This is a genomic window from Escherichia sp. E13S3, from assembly GCF_004212325.1.
In the GTDB taxonomy this organism is placed as follows: Bacteria; Pseudomonadota; Gammaproteobacteria; order Enterobacterales; family Enterobacteriaceae; genus Escherichia.
On sequence record NZ_RHJR01000001.1, the window covers coordinates 185,649 to 207,058 of the forward strand.

Below are 21,410 nucleotides of genomic sequence, written 5' to 3' on the forward strand. Positions count from 1 at the left end.
TGCAATAATTAACCTTCCTTTTGATTCCGGATCACGAACATGGATAACGTTGAACTGTCACCTGCAACACTGTGGGGAATGGTCGCCACTGGATTAATCCAGGGGCTGGTTTGCTATTTTCTGATAACCTGGCTGGCTGTGGACAATAACAACTGGATTGTTTACGGCATTCCTGCGACCGTGGCGCTTTCATCCGTTTTGTTATTCACCGTGGAATCCTTCAAACAGAAGCGTTTGTGGGGGTGGCTGGCGCTGGTATTTATTGCCACCCTGGCGATGAGCGGCTGGCTGAAATGGCAAATTGATGGCATGAGTCCCTGGCGAGCGGACCAGGAACTCTGGGAATTTGGTTGTTATCTGCTGTTAATGGCGATGTTGTTATTGCCCTGGATACAACTGAATTTGCACGACAGAAAAGAGCAAACGAACTATAGCTTTTTTTACCAGTCAGCGTGGCATAACGCTCTAATATTGATGGTGATTTTGATCACTAATGGTCTGACATGGCTGGTGCTTTTACTGTGGAGTGAGTTATTTAAACTTGTTGGCATCACGTTTTTCAGTACCCTCTTTTTTTCAACCGACTGGTTTATTTATCTTACGCTGGGCCTGGTTAGCGCGCTGGCAGTCATTCTTGCGCGGACTCAATCGCGGTTAATCGCCTCTATTCAAAAGCTCTTCACGTTAATCGCCACAGGTTTGCTACCACTGGTTTCACTGCTGACGCTGCTGTTTATTATCACTTTACCCTTTGCTGGTTTGAATGCGATTTCCCGCCACATCTCCGCCGCTGGGCTGCTTTTAACTCTGGCCTTTTTGCAGTTGCTCTTAATGGCCATTGTCCGCGATCCGCGAAAAGCATCGCTTCCCTGGACTGGCCCATTGCGTTGCCTGATAAAAATGTCTCTGCTGGTGGCGCCGCTCTATGTGCTGATCGCCGCCTGGGCTATATGGATGCGGGTCGCTCAATACGGCTGGACTACCGAACGCTTGCACGGCGCACTGGCGGTGGTGGTGTTACTGGTCTGGTCGCTGGGGTATTTCGTCAGTATTGCCTGGCGTAAAGGGCAAAATCCCCTTGTTCTTCAGGGCAAAGTGAACCTTACGGTTTCGTTATTGGTGCTGGTGATACTGGTGCTTCTTAATTCGCCTGTGCTGGACAGTATGCGCATTAGCGTGAACAGCCATATGGCGCGTTATCAGAGTGGCAAGAACACGCCAGACCAGGTAAGTATCTACATGCTCGAACATAGCGGTCGCTATGGACGTGCAGCGCTTGAGTCGCTGAAAAGCGATGTCGAGTATATGAAAGACCCGAAACGCAGGCGGGGTCTGCTGATGGCGTTTGATGGAGTGCAACGTCTTCAGCAGCAGATATCGGAAAAAGCATTAGCTGATAATGTATTTATTGCCCCAGGTTCTGGAAAGCCGGATATGACATTCTGGTCGGCAGTGATGAAAAATCGCTATAACGCAATGATATGTATTGAAAAAGATGCCTGCGTGCTGGTAGAGCAAGATCTGAATAGTGATGGTAGGGAAGAGCGGATCCTGTTTGCTTTTAATGATGAAAGATACATTGTCTATGGTATTGATCCTGCCGGGAAAGAATGGAAAGAGATTGCGATGAGTTCACTCCCGCGTGTAATAACGAAAGAGAAATTACTCACAGCGGCGAAGAATGGAAAACTGGGGACGAAGCCTAAAGTGTGGCGCGATCTTACGGTGGATGGTGAAACGCTGGATTTGAATCTGAATGAGTGACAGCGCGTTTGGATGCTGCGCCTTATCTTACATGCGATAAATTGCATTTAATCCGTAGGCCAGATAAGCGCAGCGCATCAGGCAATTTAGTTATGATATCCGGCAGAGTCATCTCTGCCGGACATGGCGATTAATGAACCTGCGGATCTGCCGGAGACGCATTGTTGCGGATCTCGGCAATATCCATTGCATTGAACAGATAGTGGTTACCACAGTAATCACAATGCATGTCAATTTCGCCTTCTTCCGCGAGGATGCTATCAACTTCTTCATCCGGCAGCGTTTTCAGCGCGCCTGCGCAACGTTCACGCGAGCAGGTGCATTTGAATTCAACATCCTGCGGATCGTAAACCGTCACCTCTTCTTCGTGATACAAACGCCACAACACTTCGTTTGCCGGTAACGTCAGCAGCTCTTCAGTTTTGATGGTTTCGGTCAGCGTCGCCAGGTGGTCGAAGTCGTCTTGCTGGGCATTTTGCGCAGGCATTACCTGCAACAACATACCGCCCGCAGCCGGTTTGCCGTCTACGTCACCGGTGCGAATAAACAGGCGCGTCGGCAGCTGTTCAGAACGCATAAAGTAATCTTCCAGGCAAGCCGCCAGGGTATCACCTTCCAGACCAACTACGCCCTGATAGCGTTCGCCTTCGCTCGGGGTAATGGTGATCACCACGTAACCATTGCCGACCAGCGTTTTCAGGTCGGCATTTTCTGGAATTTCGCCCTGCACGCGCGCCACACCGCGCATCTGCTGTTTGTTGTTACCGTTAATAACCGCCAGATTCATCGGACCGTCGCCTTGCAGCTGTACGGTGATATCACCATCAAACTTCAGCGTAGCGGTCAACAGGCTGGTCGCGACCAGCAGTTCTGCCAGCACGTTTTTCACGGGCTGCGGATAATCGTGATTCTCAAGGATCTGTTGCAGGGTTTCCGAAACGGTTACCAGTTCGCCGCGGACGGCAAAGTTTTCAAACAGATAGCGATGTAATTGGTCATGTTGCGGCATAATCATCTCTCTTGCAGGTGACAGTTATTCACTGTCGCCGTGTTTAAATCGTAACAGGTCGCGGCGCTCTTTTTTGTCCGGGCGTCGGTCCGGATGCGGCATGGTTAAGGCATTAAGTTTACGTGCCAGCGCCATTTTTTCGCGTTTCTCTACACTTTCCGCAGTCTCTTCATACAACAAGACCGCCTCGCTGGCGGGGCGACGCTGTTCAGTAATCGCCTTTACAATCACCGTTCGTTCGTCATTTCCCTGGCGCAGCGTGAGCGTGGCATTCAGCTCGACGATTTTACTCGGCTTGCTGCGTTGCCCGTTGTAATGCACCTTACCGCCTTCAATCATTTCGCGGGCCAGCGCGCGGGTTTTATAAAAACGGGCGGCCCATAGCCATTTATCCAGTCGAACCTCAACAGCCGGTTTTTCTTTCATGGCGTCTCCTTCACATTAGCGAGGGGATCAGGCGGCGGTAGTCATTCAGTGACGGATGGCGTTCATACTGTTTTTCGGCTATTCCAGAGTCAGGGTTGGTGACGCCGAGACAGTAACGAATACCAAATTGCGCGGCAGCATCGAGAATGGCTTCGCTGTCATCAATAAACAGCGTTCTTTCAGCTTTCAGACCCGTAGCTTCGGCCACCGCATGCCATAACCGCTGATCCTCTTTCGGATAACCAAATGTGTGGGTGGAAAGTAATAAATCAAGGTGTGCGTCCAGACCCGTATGCTCAAGTTTAACGGCCAGGTTATGTGGATGGGCGTTAGTGAGCAAAATTCGCTGCTTGCCGCTGGCTTTCAGCGCTTCGAGAAACGGAATAGTATCTTCACGCAACACTGCACGCGGCCCCATCTCGGTGGTCATCGCACAGATATCCAGACCCAGTTGCTCGCTCCAGTAATCAAGACAGTACCAGTTTAGCGTATGCTGCACGTCGTGATATTGCTGGCGCATATATTCCATTGCTTCCTGTGGCGTAACACCGTTTTGCGCGCCCCATGTTTCAGGCACCAGCTTTTGCCAAAAATAGTTATCGAAGGCGAGGTCGAGCAACGTGCCGTCCATATCCAGCAGAACGGTGTCTACGTCCTGCCAGGCAATGTTGATATGCATGGGGGAAATCTCCAGAGTGAAGCAATTTGCGCGACAGGGTAGCATAACCTGCCGCGCAAACGTGTTATTCGATGAGGCTTTCTGAAGACGTGAGCAGCGTCGGATTCAGGCAGCTTTCGTAATATTCCTTAATCTCCATCATGCGGGTGCGATGACGCTGGTAACGACGCCAGGCCTGCACGCCATTATAGATGGCACAGCCGAACATCGTCAGTAGCAGTAATGTGGTGCCGAGATAGCGCCACAGGCCAGAACGGTCCGGAATAGGGTGCAAGCTGATATGCTGCGTGCCGTTGGCATCGGTGAAAATATTGGTGACGATCCCCTCGGCGTTAAACGGTGTATGCATCAACATTTGCGCCAGCTTCTGGAAAGCGTTCCATTGTTCTTGCGCCGGGTAGTCATAAAGCGAGGCTGCTGGCCACGGTTGATCGACAAAATCGCTGCCTTCGTCGCTGACAATCAGGAAGCCGCCAGGCGCTGGGCTATTCAGTGATTGTGCCGCTCGCGCCGTTTCATGAGTGATAAACGGTGCGGTGGAAGTCGCCACCAGATTATCCAGCGATTCTGCGCTCACCGGGCGGAGTAATACATTCACACCATCAAGTTTTCCTGCGTTGGCGCGTTTTACCAGTGCGTCCCAGTCCTTACTGTTGCCAAGATTCACCAGGGCGTTTTTTAAGCGCACACAATCATCTTTGGCTGCACAGAGATCTGCGGTCTTCAGTACGATGTCGCCAAAGTCATCAAGCAAAACCATGCCGGATTTCTGAATCGCAGAACGTAATGAGGCACTGACGCGCGATTCATCTTCCGGTTTAGGGTGCAGTTGACGGTTTACTGCTTCGGTCAACGCCGTAGCTTTGTTAACCAGTTCCGATTCTGGTAATGGCAATGAACGGGCGTCATTCCAGATGATTTGCGAGCAGTCAAACGGCAAAAACGGTGAATTGGTTTTCGCGCTCCAGGTGCCGGAAGTGCGGATATTACACATGCCTGTACCACTTAGACGTAAGGTATCGCCTACGCGTACGCCAGCGTCCGCAAGTTGTTTAACACTGGTGGCCTCAATAGTCTGCGCGCCTTTCATCCACGAGAGAGTGAATTTCAGCGGCATATCCAGTGGGATCCAGAACAGCAGCATAAACAAGACTATCAGCGAACCGGCTGCGATAACCGTGCTGCGTAGCCAGTGCTGCAACGGGAAGTTTTTTACTTCGTCATGCAGCGAAAGATAGCGCCCCTGGCGCACGACGTGACGGTCGAGGTAGATATCGATATCGGTTTGTTGTCCGAGATCCTGGGCAATGTAAGGTTGCCAGTGCGCGGGGTAGACCAGATCGATAATACCAAGCGAAATATTGTTAATCTGTTCCTGAGAGTTTTCACCAAACAGCCCCCAGCGACGCGGTGTCCCGCGCAGGCAGTGGATTTCCCTTAGGGAAGATTTGGCAGGTGGCGCATATAATCCCCACAGGCCCGCGCCCAGCAGCAGTAGCGCGCCGCCAACCAACCACGGGACAAATACATCTGGGGTCACCAGGCAGAAATAGAACATCAGGAATGAGGCGACAATCAGCAGCGCTTCCCGCAATCCTCGTGGGCGGCTAAGTGCATACTCTTCGTGCGTTTCCTGGCGAATGTTGAGCAACTCAATTTGTTCGCTCTCTTCACCGCGAATCGATGCCTGCGTTGATGGAATAGGTTGTAACGTGTAACCGCGAGTCTCCTGCATATACTCTTGCAGCGTATGGCCGTTGAGTGAAATGACTAATGGGAGTGAGTCGGTATAAATCAGTTCAACGGTGTTTTCGTCGTTGATGTACTGCTCCCAGAAAGGCGGCAGGTGGACTTCTACCGAGTCAAGGTAGTAGCGCCATTTATTGGGATCGTCGGTAGAGATGCCATAACGTGTGATAGCGTGCGTCAGCATCATCACATTATTGCTTTCGGCGTTCAGCGTCAGAGAGACAGGCGCCGTGCTGGCACCCGTCGGGCCGGGAACCTGCAAAATCTGCGTCAGGCTCTCGAGATAATTTTCAACAGCGCTACGTTCTTCCGGAGTGAGTTTGCGCGTTTGCGCATCAGCGAAGGCGTTAGCCCAGGGCAACTGTCGCCGCCTGGTGCGGGTTTTTATCAGCCATCCCGCAAGTAGTGAGCAGGCCAGCAAAGCAGCTAAAAAAATCACAATGGTGCTCATGCTTTCCCCATCTTACTTAATTTGTCAGGCGTGATTATTCGCACCCTGGACACAATATAGGATTCTGCGGTTGGCTATCGGCAAGCGTGGAGTTGAACTTGAGCATCATTAAGCGCATCCCAGTAACCGCTGATCATAGCAAACCCTCTGAGGGCGGAATATCAGCAAATTCCTGGAGTTATTTCAACCTATTGACTTTTAATTTGATTTGAGAACGATTATTTATCAGGTTGCATAAATGTAAATAACATGCAATTCACATTGCCGAAACGGTGTCCGATATCGCACAATAAATACTGATTTCACTGCAAAGATTCCACAATGAGAAAATCATTACAAAAACCCACCATTCTGAATGTTGAAACTGTAGCCCGTTCCCGACTGTTTACCGTCGAAAGCGTGGATCTGGAGTTCAGCAATGGCGTGCGGCGTGTTTATGAACGAATGCGTCCAACCAACAGGGAAGCGGTGATGATTGTGCCTATTGTGGACGACCATCTGATCCTGATTCGTGAGTACGCGGTGGGAACTGAATCCTACGAGTTAGGGTTTTCGAAAGGGCTGATTGATCCCGGTGAAAGCGTCTACGAAGCAGCTAACCGCGAGCTAAAAGAAGAAGTGGGATTTGGTGCGAACGATCTGACTTTTTTGAAGAAACTCAGCATGGCGCCGTCTTACTTTTCCAGCAAAATGAATATCGTGGTAGCGCAGGATCTCTACCCGGAGTCGCTGGAAGGCGATGAGCCAGAGCCGCTACCGCAGGTTCGCTGGCCGCTGGCGCATATGATGGATTTGCTTGAAGATCCTGACTTCAATGAAGCGCGCAATGTCAGTGCGCTGTTTCTGGTACGTGAGTGGTTGAAGGGGCAGGGGCGGTTGTAAATATGTAGAGCTTGCCTGATGCGCCATGCTTATCAGGCCTACGGGATTCCTGCAATGTATTGAATTTTCAATGTGTTGCATGCCGGCTAAGGCGTTCATGCCGCATCCGGCATGAACAACGCGCACTTTGCCAGCAAACTGAAAAGGCGCCGAAGCGCCTTTTTAATCAGAACAATTCCTGTGCCTCACCATTATCGATAATGGTCGTTCCCACCTCGCGCACCGCCTGCTGTGTAGGCTGTGTACCTTCGATGAAATACTCTTCGCGGCTGTTGCCGCCGCTGGCCAGTTGCCCAGTGCTGCGATCGATATTCACCGTCACAATACCCGGCGGCGGCGTCAGCGGTTGTTCCGGTACGCCTTCCAGAACGGCTTTCATATAAGCGTCCCATGCAGGCTGCGCGCTTTTAGCACCACCTTCATAACCAGAGATCTGATCTTTAATTGCCCCGGAAGCCGTGGTATGACCGAGATTACGACGGTGATCGTCAAAGCCAATCCATACTGAGGTTACTACGCCTGGTCCGTAACCCGAGAACCATGCATCCTTCGAGCTGTTGGTGGTCCCGGTTTTCCCGCCGATATCATGACGTTGCAAATCACGACCTGCGCGCCAGCCAGTACCTTGCCAGCCTGGTTCACCAAAGATATTGGTGTTCAGTGCGCTCTTAATCAGGAATGCCAGCGGAGTGCTGATAACGTGCGGTGCATACTCCTGCGCGCCGGTCTTCGCGACTAATGTCTGATTAGCTTGCTCTAGTTGCGGCATCGGCACCGAAACATTTTGCTGCTCGCGGGAGATAGCCACGTCTTCAACGTCGTTATTTTCCAGCACGTTCGATTTTTGCGTATCGCCGTAAATCACCGGGATATCGCATTCCGGGCAAGCTACTTTCGGTTTCGCTTCGAAAATCACGCCGCCCTGGTCGTTTTCAATTTTGCTGATAAACCACGGATCCACCAGGAAGCCACCGTTCGCCATTACTGCGTAGCCGCGCGCCACCTGCAGCGGCGTGAAGGACGCGGAACCCAGCGCCAGCGATTCGGTATGAACAATGTTTTGCGCCGGGAAGCCGAAGCGTTGCAGATACTCTGCAGCGTAGTCAACGCCCATAGCCCGCATTGCACGCACCATCACTACGTTCTTCGACTGGCCCAGTCCCTGACGTAAACGGATTGGACCGGCATATTGCGGCGGTGAGTTTTTCGGCTCCCAGTCAGAACCAGCACCGGCGTCCCAGCGGGAAATCGGCACATCGTTCAGCATACTTGCCAGCGTCAGACCTTTATCCATTGCTGCGGTGTAGAGGAACGGTTTGATATTCGAACCCACCTGACGCAGCGCCTGAGTTGCGCGGTTAAACTTGCTCTGGTTGAAGTCAAAGCCACCAACCAGCGCCATGACGGCACCGTTTTGCGGATTGATCGACACAAGCGCCGAGTTCACCTCTGGCACCTGCGCCAGCCACCAGGCATCGCCAACCTGGCGAACCCAGATTTGCTGACCCGTTTGCACCACATCAGTCACTTTACGCGGCGTTGGTCCCTGTTGAGTGTCTGAACGGTAAGGACGCGCCCAGCGAACGCCTTCCATACGCAACGTTACGGACGTTCCGTCAGCCAGCATCGCTGTCGCTTCCTGCGGATTGGTGCTGGTAACTGCGGCAGGCAGCAGCGGACCGTAAGTCGGCAACGCTTTCAGAGTATTGGTTATCTTTTTGGTGTCCCACGCCGTCTCACCCACTTTCCACAGCACATTAGCCGGGCCGCGATAACCGTGACGCATGTCGTAGTCCAGCACGTTGTTACGCACCGCTTGCTGCGCGGCCTGCTGAACTTTGCGGGTAATGGTGGTGTAAATGCGATAACCGTCTTCATAAGCGCTTTCGCCGTAACGGCTATACATCTCCTGACGCACCATTTCGGTGAGATACGGCGCCGAGAAGGCAATTTCCGGCGCGTGATAATTGGCGTTAATCGGCTCACTACGCGTCTGATCATATTGCTGCTGGGTGATATACCCTTCGCTCAACATACGTGACAGCACAACGTTACGCCGCGCGACGGCGCGATCCATTGAGTAGAGCGGGTTGAAAGTGGATGGGGCTTTTGGCAGCCCGGCAATCACCGCCATTTCGTTCAGCGTCAGTTGGTCGACCGTTTTACCGAAATAGACTTGTGCCGCAGCACCGACACCATAGGCACGGTAACCGAGGTAAATCTTGTTCAGATAAAGCTCGAGGATCTCGTCTTTAGTCAGCAACTGTTCAATACGAATCGCGAGGAAGACTTCCTTAATCTTACGCATCAGCGTGCGTTCCGGACTGAGGAAGAAGTTTCTCGCCAGTTGCTGGGTAATGGTACTCGCCCCTTGTGACGCGTGACCAGAGAACAACGCCACACTTGCCGCACGGAAGATCCCCACCGGGTCAACGCCGTGATGCTCATAAAAGCGGCTGTCCTCCGTCGCGATAAAGGCTTTCACCATTTCCGGCGGGATTTGATCCAACGTAACCGGAATACGACGCTTTTCACCATATTGCGCAATTAGCTCGCCATCGGCGCTGTAAATCTGCATCGGAATTTGTAGGCGAACATCTTTTAATGTCGCCACATCCGGCAGTTGTGGCTCGATGTAGCGGTAGAGGCCATAAATCGAGCCTGCTCCCAGCAGAATGCAACAGACTGCAAGGATCAATAAATACTTTACGAACTTCACTGGAAATTTCCGATTTGGTTTCATTTGGGCAGTTTATAAACAAACGCGCGGTAGTATAAAGGCAAGCCAGACGCATTGATATACCCGTCAGAGTGACGGGTGATAAGGAGATCATCACAATGGCATTTAAGAACTGGCAAATTGGGTTGCATTTACAACAGCAAGAAGCGGTGGCGGTTGCTATCGTGCGTGGTGCAAAAGAATGTTTTTTGCAACGTTGGTGGCGTTTGCCGCTGGCGACAGACATTATCAAAGATGGACGCATTCTCGATACAGAGCGGCTGGCAAAAACGTTGTTACCGTGGAGTCGTGAACTGCCGCATCGACATCACATTATGCTGGCATTTCCTGCTGGTCGAACGTTACAGAGGGCATTTCCACGCCCGGCGATGTCTCTCGGTGAGCGAGAGCAAACGGCATGGCTGGCAGGCACAATGGCACGCGAGCTGGATATGGAACCGGACTCTCTGCGCTTCGATTATAGCGAAGATTCACTAAGCCCGGCCTATAACGTGACCGCCGCGCAAAGCAAAGAGTTGGCAACGTTACTTACCCTGGCAGAAAGATTGCGTGTTCACGTTAGCGCGATTACCCCAGATGCCTGCGCTTTACAACGGTTTCTGCCTTTTTTACCCCCTCACAAGCAATGTCTGGCCTGGTGTGACCACGAACAGTGGTTGTGGGCGACGCGTTATAACTGGGGGCGCAAGCTGGTGGTGGGGATGACAAGCGCGAATGACCTTGCAGCGATGTTATCCGTGGACCCCGACAGTATCGCAATCTGCGGCGAAGGCGGATTTGACCCCTGGGAGGCGGTTTCTGTTCGTCAGCCGCCGCTACCGCCACCAGGTGGAGACTTCGCCATTGCGCTGGGGTTGGCGCTTGGGGAGAGTCGCTAATGAACCCACCAATCAATTTTTTGCCCTGGCGACAGCAACGCCGTGCGGCCTTTTTTCGCTTCTGGTTGCAGATGTTTGTTGCCCCTCTGCTGCTGACCGTAGGGATAACGCTAATGCAGCGTCTGGCATATAACGCCGAAGCACGTGTAGACGCCATTTTGCTCGAGGGAGAACAACAACTCGCCCGTAGCTTACAGGTCACTAAGCCACGTTTGCTGGAACGCCAACAGTTACGCGAACAGCATTTGCGACGTCAGCGTCAGCGACAATTTACCCGCGACTGGCAACCAGCGCTGGAAGCGCTGGCGACGCTTTTACCAGAAAAAGCCTGGCTGACCACGCTGAGCTGGCAGCAGGGAACGCTGGAAGTCAAAGGACTTACGTCGAACATCACCGCACTAAATGTGTTGGAGAAGTCACTCCGTGAGGATGCCTCTTTTCAGCTTAACCAACGAGGGGCCACGCAGCAGGATGCACAAGGGCGCTGGCAATTTGAGTATCAGTTAACAAGGAAGGTTAGCGATGAACTCACTCTTTGACTGGTGGTTTGCCACATCGCCTCGTACCCGTCAGTTTGGCTGGGCAGTCTGGTTGCTGGTGTTATTCACAATCATCGTTCTTTCATTGGCCCATCAGGAAGAGAGCGACGCATTAATTCGACTGCGGGCAAGTAATCACCAGCAGTGGGCTGCAATGCATCGCCTGGTAGACACCACACCCATCCGCGAAGAAAAGACGTTGCCCTTTTCGCCGCTGGATTTTCAGTTGCCTGGCGCGCAACTGGTTTACTGGCATCCGTCAGCCCAGGGAGGCGAGTTGGCGTTGAAAACGCTCTGGGACGCGGTGCCGTCGGCATTTACACGACTGGCAGAGCGCAACGTCAGCGTAAGTCGTTTTTCGTTAAGCGTGGAAGGTGATGAACTCTTGTTCACGCTCCAACTGGAGGGGGCGAATGATGGCTAAACGTTGGCTGCTGGCTGGTGTTGCATTATGGCTATTAACCGGCATGCGCGACCCGTTTAAACCACCGGAAGATCTATGCCGGATTAGCGAACTTACCCAGTGGCGCTATCAGGGGATGGTAGGAAGAGGCGAGCGCGTTATCGGCGTAATAAAAGATGGGCAAAAGAAATGGCGACGGGTGCAGCAAAACGATGTGCTGGAAAACGGCTGGACGATCTTACAGCTGACGCCAGACACACTAACGCTGGGAACCGGGACAAACTGCGAACCGCCACAGTGGTTGTGGCAACGGCAAGGAGATACAAATGAAGCAATGGATAGCCGCACTACTGTTGATGATGATGCCCATCGTGCAGGCGGCAAAGCCGCAAAAAGTCACGCTGATGGTGGATGACGTTCCGGTTGCTCAGGTTTTGCAGGCGCTGGCCGAACAGGAGAAGCTAAACCTGGTGGTGTCGCCAGACGTCAGCGGTACGGTATCGCTACATTTAACGGATGTTCCCTGGAAGCAGGCGCTACAAACCGTAGTGAAAAGCGCCGGGCTGATAACGCGTCAGGAAGGCAACATTCTTTCAGTGCATTCCGTTGCCTGGCAAAATGAAAATATCGCCCGCCAGGAGGCAGAGAAGGCACGGGCGCAGGCAAACCTGCCGCTGGAAAATCGCAGCATTACTCTGCAATACGCCGATGCCGGAGAGTTGGCGAAAGCGGGGGAGAAGCTACTTAGCGCCAAAGGCAACATGACCGTTGATAAACGCACCAATCGCCTTTTGCTGCGCGATAACCAGGCGGCGTTAACTGCACTGGAACAGTGGGTCATGCAAATGGATTTGCCGGTAGGCCAGGTTGAACTGTCGGCACACATTGTCACCATTAATGAAAAAAGTCTGCGCGAGTTAGGCGTGAAATGGACGCTGGCCGATGCGCAACACGCTGGCGGCGTTGGGCAAGTAACTACGCTCGGTAGCGATCTCGCGGTGGCGACGGCGACGACGCATATCGGTTTTAACATTGGGCGGATCAACGGACGTTTGCTGGATCTGGAGCTTTCCGCACTAGAACAGAAACAGCAACTGGATATCATCGCTAGCCCACGTTTACTGGCTTCGCATCTCCAGCCTGCCAGCATTAAACAGGGAAGCGAAATTCCGTATCAGGTTTCCAGTGGTGAAAGTGGTGCAACATCGGTGGAGTTTAAAGAGGCGGTACTGGGAATGGAGGTCACGCCCACGGTGTTACAAAAAGGTCGCATCCGGCTGAAATTACACATCAGCCAGAACGTTCCGGGGCAGGTCCTTCAACAAGCCGATGGCGAAGTACTGGCAATTGACAAGCAGGAGATCGAAACGCAAGTCGAGGTCAAAAGCGGAGAAACGTTGGCGCTGGGCGGCATTTTTACCCGTAAAAATAAATCGGGTCAGGATAGCGTACCGCTGTTGGGTGACATTCCCTGGTTCGGGCAATTATTTCGTCATGATGGAAAAGAAGATGAACGACGTGAGTTAGTGGTGTTTATCACGCCACGACTGGTTTCCAGTGAGTAAACCGCCGCAAAAGCGGTGATGTTTTTACGTTGAACGTGTTTCATCTATTTGACGCGCGCAGGTATTTAGCATACAAGGAGTACCGTTTTGAGAGTTGGTGCTCTTAGCTGCCTGCGTTTTATGATGATGATTTATCATTCAGGCGGCATTTTGCTGTCTTTTTTACGCTAATCTTACCCGGTGATTTATCGCCAAAGCGGTGATAGCAAGGCAGCATGCCTGCAGCGACCAGATATGCAGAGGGATGGGCGATTTATTCAGTTGCCAAACCTGCTGGAGTATTGAGATAATTTTCAGTCTGACTCTCGCAATATCTTATGAGGTTTCAGTTCATGTCCTGCTGCGCTCTCTGAGCGAAGCGGGTTTATCATTAACGAATAGTCTTAGTAGTACCGAAAAAATGGCAGAGAAACGCAATATCTTTCTGGTTGGGCCTATGGGTGCCGGAAAAAGCACTATTGGGCGCCAGTTAGCTCAACAACTCAATATGGAATTTTACGATTCCGATCAAGAGATTGAGAAACGAACCGGAGCTGATGTGGGCTGGGTTTTCGATTTAGAAGGCGAAGAAGGCTTCCGCGATCGCGAAGAAAAGGTCATCAATGAATTGACCGAGAAGCAGGGTATTGTGCTGGCTACTGGCGGCGGCTCTGTGAAATCCCGCGAAACGCGTAACCGTCTTTCCGCTCGTGGCGTTGTCGTTTATCTTGAAACGACCATCGAAAAGCAACTTGCGCGCACGCAGCGTGATAAAAAACGCCCGTTGCTGCACGTTGAAACACCGCCACGTGAAGTTCTGGAAGCGTTGGCCAATGAACGCAATCCGCTGTATGAAGAGATTGCCGACGTGACCATTCGTACTGATGACCAAAGCGCTAAAGTGGTCGCAAACCAGATTATTAACATGCTGGAAAGCAACTAATTCTGGCTTTAAATACACTCGTCTGCGGGTACAGTAATTAAGGTGGATGTCGCGTTATGGAGAGGATAGTCGTCACTCTCGGGGAACGTAGTTACCCAATTACCATCGCATCTGGTTTGTTTAACGAACCAGCTTCATTCTTACCGCTGAAATCGGGCGAGCAGGTGATGTTGGTCACCAACGAAACCCTGGCTCCTCTGTATCTCGATAAGGTCCGCGGCGTACTTGAACAGGCGGGTGTTAACGTCGATAGCGTTATCCTCCCTGACGGCGAGCAGTATAAAAGCCTGGCAGTACTCGACACCGTCTTTACAGCGTTGTTGCAAAAGCCGCATGGCCGCGATACTACACTGGTTGCACTGGGCGGCGGTGTGGTGGGCGATCTTACCGGTTTCGCGGCGGCGAGCTATCAGCGCGGCGTTCGCTTCATTCAAGTCCCAACGACGCTATTGTCGCAGGTTGACTCCTCCGTTGGCGGCAAAACCGCGGTAAACCATCCCCTCGGTAAAAACATGATTGGCGCGTTTTACCAACCTGCATCGGTGGTGGTAGATCTCGATTGTCTGAAAACGCTTCCTCAGCGTGAGTTGGCTTCGGGGCTAGCGGAAGTCATCAAATACGGCATTATTCTTGACGGCGAGTTTTTCCATTGGCTGGAAGAGAATCTCGACGCGCTGCTTCGTCTGGATGGCCCTGCAATGGCGTACTGTATTCGCCGCTGCTGTGAGCTGAAAGCAGAAGTTGTTGCCGCCGACGAGCGTGAAGCTGGCTTACGTGCTTTACTCAATCTTGGACATACCTTTGGTCATGCCATTGAAGCTGAAATGGGCTATGGTAATTGGCTACACGGTGAAGCGGTTGCTGCGGGTATGGTAATGGCGGCGCGCACATCGGAACGTCTCGGGCAGTTCAGTTCTGCCGAAACGCAGCGTATTATTACCCTGCTCACGCGGGCTGGGTTACCGGTCAATGGGCCGCGCGAAATGTCCGCGCAGGCATATTTACCGCATATGCTGCGTGACAAGAAAGTTCTTGCGGGAGAAATGCGCTTAATTCTTCCGCTGGCAATTGGTAAGAGCGAAGTTCGCGGCGGTGTTTCGCACGATATCGTTCTTAACGCCATTGCTGATTGTCAGTTAGCGTAACAACAAGAAAGGTCAGGCCGCTTATCCGGCGGTTTATTAGCTTCAGGTTAATTGCAACGTGGTAAGCATTAACCTTTTAGTGGGGTGTTAAATGGATGAATTCAAACCAGAAGACGAGCTGAAACCCGATCCCAGCGATCGTCGTACTGGTCGTTCTCGTCAATCTTCTGAGCGTTCTGAACGTACTGAACGTGGCGAACCGCAAATCAATTTTGATGATATTGAACTTGATGATACGGATGATCGCCGTCCGACCCGCGCGCAAAAAGAGCGCGATGAGGAACCGGAAATCGAACAAGAATATGACGAATCCGAAGATGAAACGGTGGATGAAGAGCGCGTAGAGCGGCGTCCGCGTAAGCGCAAAAAAGCAGCCAGTAAACCCGCTTCTCGTCAGTATATGATGATGGGCGTCGGTATTCTGGTTCTGTTGCTGTTGATCATCGGTATCGGTTCTGCGTTAAAAGCCCCCTCGACCTCTTCCAGCGATCAAACTGCGTCTGGCGAGAAGAGTATTGATCTTGCTGGCAATGCGACTGATCAGGCGAATGGCGTGCAGCCAGCACCGGGAACCACGTCTGCGGAAAATACTCAGCAGGATGTTTCTCTGCCGCCGATTTCTTCTACGCCGACCCAGGGGCAAACCCCGGCGGCAACGGATGGTCAACAGCGTGTTGAAGTACAGGGTGATCTGAACAATGCCCTGACCCAGCCGCAAAATCAGCAACAGCTGAACAATGTGGCGGTAAATTCGACATTGCCGACCGAACCCGCAACGGTTGCGCCAGTACGCAATGGCAATGCATCGCGTGACACGGCAAAAACGCAAACCGCTGAACGTCCGACCACCACGCGTCCGCCGCGTCAGCAGGCAGTGATTGAACCGAAAAAACCGCAAGCAACTGTGAAAACCGAACCGAAGCCGGTAGCACAGCAACCGAAGCGTACCGAACCGGCTGCACCTGTGGCAAGCACGAAGGCACCGGCTGCGACTTCTACGCCAGCGGCAACGCCAGCGCCGAATGCGACTGCCAGCACGGAGCCGGCACAAACGGCATCTCCGGCGCAAACCACGACAACACCAGCTGCTGGGGCGAAGAGCGCGGGTAATGTTGGTTCGTTGAAATCGGCACCGTCAAGCCATTACACTCTGCAGTTGAGCAGTTCCTCTAACTACGACAACCTGAACGGTTGGGCGAAGAAAGAGAACCTGAAAAACTACGTTGTCTATGAAACGACGCGTAATGGTCAGCCGTGGTATGTCCTGGTTTCTGGCGTGTACGCTTCGAAAGAAGAAGCGAAAAAAGCGGTATCTACATTGCCAGCCGATGTCCAGGCCAAAAATCCTTGGGCGAAACCGCTGCGTCAGGTACAGGCCGATCTGAAGTAATCAAGGCTATTTCCCGCAATGGATAACCGTTGCGGGAACTGCCTGAAGCGCTGGATGCTGTCGGAGCTTTCTCCACAGCCGGAGAAGGTGTAATTAGTTAGTCAGCATGAAGAAAAATCGCGCTTTTTTGAAGTGGGCAGGGGGCAAATATCCCTTGCTTGATGATATTAAACGGCATTTGCCTAAGGGCGAATGTCTGGTTGAGCCTTTTGTTGGTGCCGGGTCGGTGTTTCTTAACACCGACTTTTCTCGTTATATCCTTGCTGATATCAACAGCGATCTGATTAGTCTCTACAACATTGTAAAGACGCGTACCGAAGAGTATGTGCAGGCTGCCCGCGAGCTGTTTGTTCCCGAAACAAATTGCGCCGAGGTCTACTATCAGTTCCGCGAAGAGTTCAACAAAAGCCAGGATCCCTTGCGTCGGGCAGTACTGTTTTTATATTTGAACCGCTACGGTTACAACGGTTTGTGCCGTTACAATCTGCGTGGTGAATTTAATGTGCCGTTTGGCCGTTATAAAAAGCCCTATTTCCCGGAAGCTGAGTTGTATCATTTTGCCGAAAAAGCGCAGAATGCCTTTTTCTATTGTGAGTCTTACGCCGACAGCATGGCGCGCGCAGATGATGCATCCGTCGTCTATTGCGATCCGCCTTATGCGCCGCTTTCTGCGACCGCTAACTTCACGGCGTATCACACAAACAGTTTTACGCTTGAACAACAAGCCCATCTGGCGGAGATCGCAGAAGGTCTGGTTGATCGCCATATTCCTGTGCTGATCTCCAATCACGATACGATGTTAACGCGTGAGTGGTATCAGCGCGCAAAATTGCATGTCGTCAAAGTTCGACGCAGTATAAGCAGCAACGGCGGCACACGTAAAAAGGTGGACGAACTGCTGGCTTTGTACAAACCAGGAGTCGTTTCACCCGCGAAAAAATAATTCTCAAGGAGAAGCGGATGAAACAGTATTTGATTGCCCCCTCAATTCTGTCGGCTGATTTTGCCCGCCTGGGTGAAGATACCGCAAAGGCCCTGGCAGCTGGCGCTGATGTCGTGCATTTTGACGTCATGGATAACCACTATGTTCCCAACCTGACAATTGGGCCAATGGTGCTGAAATCCTTGCGTAACTACGGCATTACCGCCCCTATCGACGTGCATCTGATGGTGAAACCGGTCGATCGTATTGTGCCTGATTTCGCTGCTGCTGGCGCCAGCATCATTACCTTTCATCCAGAAGCCTCCGAGCATGTTGACCGCACGCTGCAACTGATTAAAGAAAATGGCTGTAAGGCGGGGCTGGTATTTAACCCGGCGACACCATTGAGCTATCTGGATTATGTAATGGACAAGCTGGATGTGATCCTGCTGATGTCCGTCAACCCTGGTTTCGGCGGTCAGTCTTTCATTCCGCAAACATTAGATAAACTGCGCGAAGTGCGCCGCCGCATCGATGAGTCGGGCTTTGATATCCGTCTGGAAGTGGACGGTGGCGTGAAGGTGAACAACATTGGCGAAATCGCTGCGGCGGGTGCCGATATGTTCGTCGCCGGTTCGGCAATCTTCGACCAGCCAGACTACAAAAAAGTCATTGATGAAATGCGCAGTGAACTGGCAAAGGTAAGTCATGAATAAGTTTGAAGATATTCGCGGCGTCGCTTTTGATCTCGACGGTACGCTGGTGGACAGTGCTCCTGGTCTTGCTGCTGCGGTAGATATGGCGCTGTATGCGCTGGAGTTGCCTGTTGCAGGTGAAGAACGCGTTATTACCTGGATTGGTAACGGCGCAGATGTTCTGATGGAGCGCGCATTGACCTGGGCGCGTCAGGAACGTGCGACTCTGCGTAAAACAATGGGTAAACCGCCCGTTGATGACGACATTCCGGCAGAAGAACAGGTACGTATTCTGCGTAAACTGTTCGATCGCTACTATGGCGAAGTTGCCGAAGAGGGGACGTTTTTGTTCCCGCACGTTGCCGATACGCTGGGCGCGTTGCAGGCTAAAGGCCTGCCGCTAGGCCTGGTTACCAACAAACCGACGCCGTTCGTCGCGCCGCTGCTCGAAGCGTTAGATATCGCAAAATACTTTAGCGTGGTTATCGGCGGCGATGACGTGCAAAACAAAAAACCGCATCCGGACCCGCTGTTACTGGTGGCTGAGCGGATGGGAATTGCCCCACAACAGATGCTGTTTGTTGGCGACTCACGCAATGATATTCAGGCGGCAAAAGCGGCAGGTTGCCCATCAGTTGGCTTAACCTACGGATATAACTACGGCGAGGCTATCGATCTCAGCCAGCCTGATGTAATTTATCACTCTATAAATGACCTTCTGCCCGCATTAGGGCTTCCGCATAGCGAAAATCAGGAATCGAAAAATGACTAAGCCCATCGTTTTTAGTGGCGCACAGCCCTCAGGTGAATTGACCATTGGTAACTACATGGGTGCGCTGCGTCAGTGGGTAAACATGCAGGATGACTACCATTGCATTTACTGTATCGTTGACCAACACGCGATCACCGTGCGCCAGGACGCACAGAAACTGCGTAAAGCGACGCTGGATACGCTGGCGTTGTATCTGGCTTGTGGTATCGATCCTGAGAAAAGCACCATTTTTGTTCAGTCCCACGTACCGGAACATGCGCAGTTAGGCTGGGCGCTGAACTGCTATACCTACTTCGGCGAATTGAGCCGCATGACCCAGTTTAAAGATAAATCTGCGCGTTATGCCGAGAACATCAACGCTGGTCTGTTTGACTATCCGGTGCTGATGGCAGCGGATATCCTGCTGTATCAAACCAATCTGGTGCCGGTGGGTGAAGACCAGAAACAGCATCTGGAACTGAGCCGCGATATCGCCCAGCGTTTCAACGCGCTGTATGGCGATATCTTTAAAGTACCGGAGCCGTTTATTCCGAAATCTGGTGCGCGTGTAATGTCGCTGCTGGAGCCGACCAAGAAGATGTCCAAGTCTGACGATAACCGCAATAACGTTATCGGCCTGCTGGAAGATCCGAAATCGGTAGTGAAGAAAATCAAACGTGCGGTTACTGACTCCGACGAGCCACCGGTAGTTCGCTACGATGTGCAGAACAAAGCGGGCGTTTCCAACCTGCTGGATATCCTTTCTGCAGTTACTGGCAAGAGCATCCCGGAACTGGAAAAACAGTTCGAAGGCAAGATGTATGGTCATCTGAAAGGCGAAGTGGCTGATGCCGTTTCCGGTATGCTGACTGAATTGCAGGAACGCTATCACCGTTTCCGCAATGACGAAGCCTTCCTGCAACAGGTGATGAAAGACGGTGCAGAAAAAGCCAGCGCGCACGCTTCCCGTACGCTGAAAGCGGTGTATGAAGCGATTGGTTTTGTGGCGAAGCCGTAATTTAACATTAATGCCAAAAAAACCGGGGAAACCCGGTTTTTTTATCCTCTTTTCGCAACTACCCGAAAAAATGTGAAGTGCCTCGCCGTTTCCACATCTCTTGGTTGCCACTTATCTTCATTTTAATGAAGATATAAATATTCACTTTATTGAAAATATACTATGCGTCGAACGTTTATCAAAAAAGAAGGCGTCGTCATCACGACTCTGGCTCGTTATCTGTTAGGTGAAAAGTGCGGTAATCGATTGAAAACCATAGATGAACTGGCAACTGAGTGCCATTCATCGGTTGGTCTGACACAGGCCGCGCTGAAAACGCTGGAATCAAGCGGCGCGATACGAATTGAACGCCGTGGGCGCAATGGCAGTTATCTGGTCGAGATGGATAACAAAGCATTGCTGACTCATGTGGATATCAACAACGTGGTATGTGCGATGCCCTTGCCCTATACCCGTTTGTACGAAGGACTGGCGAGCGGGCTGAAAGCCCAGTTTGATGGCATTCCTTTTTACTATGCGCATATGCGTGGCGCGGATATTCGCGTGGAGTGTTTGCTTAACGGCGTGTATGACATGGCGGTAGTGTCCCGCCTGGCGGCAGAAAGTTATCTCACGCAAAAAGGGTTATGCCTCGCGCTGGAGTTGGGGCCGCATACCTACGTTGGCGAGCACCAACTGATTTGCCGTAAAGGGGCGTCCGGCAACGTGAAACGCGTGGGGCTGGATAACCGCTCGGCGGATCAGAAAATCATGACCGATGTCTTTTTTGGCAATAGCGATGTGGAGCGCGTTGACCTCTCATATCACGAGAGTTTACAACGCATTGTTAAAGGCGATGTCGATGCGGTTATCTGGAACGCGGTGGCGGAAAGCGAACTGGCCATGCTGGGATTAGAAGCGACGCCGCTGACGAACGATCCGCTATTTTTACAGGCCACTGAAGCCGTGGTGCTAACGCGAGCCGATGATTACCCGATGCAACAATTGCTACGTGCGGTTGTTGATAAACATGCCCTGCTTGCTCATCAACAGCGAGTCGTCAGTGGGGAACTTGAACCCAGTTATTAAGCGAAAGGCGTCTTAAATGGAAAACAGACTCAACCTGCTTTGCGAGGCAGGAGTCATTGATAAGGACATCTGCAAAGGCATGATGCAGGTCGTCAAAGTACTGGAAACAGAATGCCATCTTCCCATACGCAGCGAGCAGGGAACGATGGCGATGACGCATATGGCGAGTGCGCTGATGCGCAGTCGTCGGGGCGAACACATACTGCCGCTGGATGACGAATTACTGGCGGAACTGGCGCAATCCACATACTGGCCAGCGATTGTGCAATTGCATCAGGTGCTATTGAAGGAATTCGCGCTGGAAATTAACCCGTGTGAAGAAGGGTATTTGCTGGCCAATCTCTATGGATTATGGATGGCCGCCAACGAAGGTGTCTGAGTCATACGGCAAATCCGCGTCACATAACTTAAATA

21 protein-coding genes are annotated in these 21,410 nt (G+C 51.9%); 16 read left to right on the top strand and 5 right to left on the bottom strand.

Annotated features, from left to right (window positions below; translation table 11 throughout):
• Positions 1-39 precede the first annotated feature (39 nt).
• Positions 40-1,764, top strand: coding sequence for a DUF4153 domain-containing protein (locus D9597_RS00885; RefSeq protein WP_130221391.1), 1,725 nt, complete (start codon positions 40-42; stop codon positions 1,762-1,764).
• Positions 1,765-1,894: 130 nt separating this feature from the next.
• Here the strand turns inward: D9597_RS00885 and hslO are convergent, their stop codons facing one another.
• The 4 genes from hslO to igaA form a co-directional block, all read right to left on the bottom strand.
• Positions 1,895-2,773 carry an Hsp33 family molecular chaperone HslO gene (hslO, locus tag D9597_RS00890; protein WP_130208979.1) on the bottom strand — a complete coding sequence of 293 codons (879 nt, stop codon included), beginning with the start codon at positions 2,771-2,773 and terminating at the stop codon, positions 1,895-1,897.
• A gap of 24 nt (positions 2,774-2,797) precedes the next feature.
• Positions 2,798-3,199: a ribosome-associated heat shock protein Hsp15 gene (hslR, locus tag D9597_RS00895; protein ID WP_000660487.1), complete on the bottom strand. Its 402-nt coding sequence runs from the start codon at positions 3,197-3,199 to the stop codon at positions 2,798-2,800.
• Positions 3,200-3,209: 10 nt separating this feature from the next.
• Positions 3,210-3,878 (bottom strand): GMP/IMP nucleotidase, encoded by a 669-nt coding sequence (yrfG, locus tag D9597_RS00900; protein WP_130221392.1) that lies wholly within the window; start codon positions 3,876-3,878, stop codon positions 3,210-3,212.
• Positions 3,879-3,942: 64 nt separating this feature from the next.
• The gene (gene igaA, locus D9597_RS00905; RefSeq protein WP_130221393.1) at positions 3,943-6,078 is read right to left on the bottom strand and encodes an intracellular growth attenuator protein IgaA; all 2,136 of its coding nucleotides are present in this window, start codon (positions 6,076-6,078) and stop codon (positions 3,943-3,945) included.
• A 321-nt stretch (positions 6,079-6,399) separates the two neighbouring features.
• On the opposite strand from igaA, the gene nudE reads away from it, so the two are divergent.
• Positions 6,400-6,960, top strand: a complete 561-nt coding sequence (gene nudE, locus D9597_RS00910; protein WP_126511443.1) for an ADP compounds hydrolase NudE — start codon at positions 6,400-6,402, stop codon at positions 6,958-6,960.
• A 166-nt stretch (positions 6,961-7,126) separates the two neighbouring features.
• Here the strand turns inward: nudE and mrcA are convergent, their stop codons facing one another.
• Positions 7,127-9,679, bottom strand: coding sequence for a peptidoglycan glycosyltransferase/peptidoglycan DD-transpeptidase MrcA (gene mrcA / locus D9597_RS00915; RefSeq protein WP_130208973.1), 2,553 nt, complete (start codon positions 9,677-9,679; stop codon positions 7,127-7,129).
• Between the two features lie 119 nt (positions 9,680-9,798).
• Here mrcA and hofM point away from each other — a divergent pair, with 119 nt between their 5' ends.
• The 14 genes from hofM to D9597_RS00985 all read left to right on the top strand — a co-directional run bounded on the left by hofM (position 9,799) and on the right by D9597_RS00985 (position 21,375).
• Complete coding sequence (gene hofM, locus D9597_RS00920) at positions 9,799-10,578, top strand: DNA utilization protein HofM (protein ID WP_130217654.1); 780 nt, start codon at positions 9,799-9,801, stop codon at positions 10,576-10,578.
• On the top strand, positions 10,578-11,117 hold the full coding sequence (locus tag D9597_RS00925) for a PilN domain-containing protein (protein WP_130221394.1): 540 nt from the start codon (positions 10,578-10,580) through the stop codon (positions 11,115-11,117). Before hofM ends, D9597_RS00925 begins: the two co-directional genes overlap by 1 nt.
• Entirely contained in the window at positions 11,101-11,541 is a 441-nt protein-coding gene (locus D9597_RS00930; RefSeq protein ID WP_130221395.1) for a DNA utilization protein HofO, read from the top strand. Before D9597_RS00925 ends, D9597_RS00930 begins: the two co-directional genes overlap by 17 nt.
• On the top strand, positions 11,531-11,935 hold the full coding sequence (locus D9597_RS00935; protein WP_130221396.1) for a DUF2531 family protein: 405 nt from the start codon (positions 11,531-11,533) through the stop codon (positions 11,933-11,935). Before D9597_RS00930 ends, D9597_RS00935 begins: the two co-directional genes overlap by 11 nt.
• Positions 11,847-13,085, top strand: coding sequence for a DNA uptake porin HofQ (gene hofQ / locus D9597_RS00940; RefSeq protein WP_130221397.1), 1,239 nt, complete (start codon positions 11,847-11,849; stop codon positions 13,083-13,085). Before D9597_RS00935 ends, hofQ begins: the two co-directional genes overlap by 89 nt.
• Before the next feature lie 400 nt (positions 13,086-13,485).
• On the top strand, positions 13,486-14,007 hold the full coding sequence (gene aroK, locus D9597_RS00945) for a shikimate kinase AroK (RefSeq protein WP_001507994.1): 522 nt from the start codon (positions 13,486-13,488) through the stop codon (positions 14,005-14,007).
• Positions 14,008-14,063: 56 nt separating this feature from the next.
• Positions 14,064-15,152, top strand: a complete 1,089-nt coding sequence (aroB, locus tag D9597_RS00950) for a 3-dehydroquinate synthase (RefSeq protein ID WP_130208963.1) — start codon at positions 14,064-14,066, stop codon at positions 15,150-15,152.
• Between the two features lie 91 nt (positions 15,153-15,243).
• On the top strand, positions 15,244-16,542 hold the full coding sequence (gene damX / locus D9597_RS00955) for a cell division protein DamX (protein WP_130221398.1): 1,299 nt from the start codon (positions 15,244-15,246) through the stop codon (positions 16,540-16,542).
• Between the two features lie 106 nt (positions 16,543-16,648).
• The gene (gene dam, locus D9597_RS00960; RefSeq protein WP_130217642.1) at positions 16,649-17,485 is read left to right on the top strand and encodes an adenine-specific DNA-methyltransferase; all 837 of its coding nucleotides are present in this window, start codon (positions 16,649-16,651) and stop codon (positions 17,483-17,485) included.
• Between the two features lie 17 nt (positions 17,486-17,502).
• Entirely contained in the window at positions 17,503-18,180 is a 678-nt protein-coding gene (gene rpe, locus D9597_RS00965) for a ribulose-phosphate 3-epimerase (RefSeq protein ID WP_000816280.1), read from the top strand.
• Complete coding sequence (gph, locus tag D9597_RS00970; RefSeq protein ID WP_130217640.1) at positions 18,173-18,931, top strand: phosphoglycolate phosphatase; 759 nt, start codon at positions 18,173-18,175, stop codon at positions 18,929-18,931. The genes rpe and gph overlap by 8 nt, the downstream gene beginning before the upstream one ends.
• On the top strand, positions 18,924-19,928 hold the full coding sequence (gene trpS, locus D9597_RS00975; protein WP_130208955.1) for a tryptophan--tRNA ligase: 1,005 nt from the start codon (positions 18,924-18,926) through the stop codon (positions 19,926-19,928). The genes gph and trpS overlap by 8 nt, the downstream gene beginning before the upstream one ends.
• Positions 19,929-20,090: 162 nt before the next feature.
• Positions 20,091-20,996, top strand: a complete 906-nt coding sequence (gene yhfZ, locus D9597_RS00980; RefSeq protein ID WP_130221399.1) for a GntR family transcriptional regulator YhfZ — start codon at positions 20,091-20,093, stop codon at positions 20,994-20,996.
• Between the two features lie 16 nt (positions 20,997-21,012).
• A complete protein-coding gene (locus D9597_RS00985) occupies positions 21,013-21,375 on the top strand; it encodes a PRD domain-containing protein (protein WP_130208951.1) in 363 nt (120 codons plus the stop codon).
• Positions 21,376-21,410: the final 35 nt, after the last annotated feature.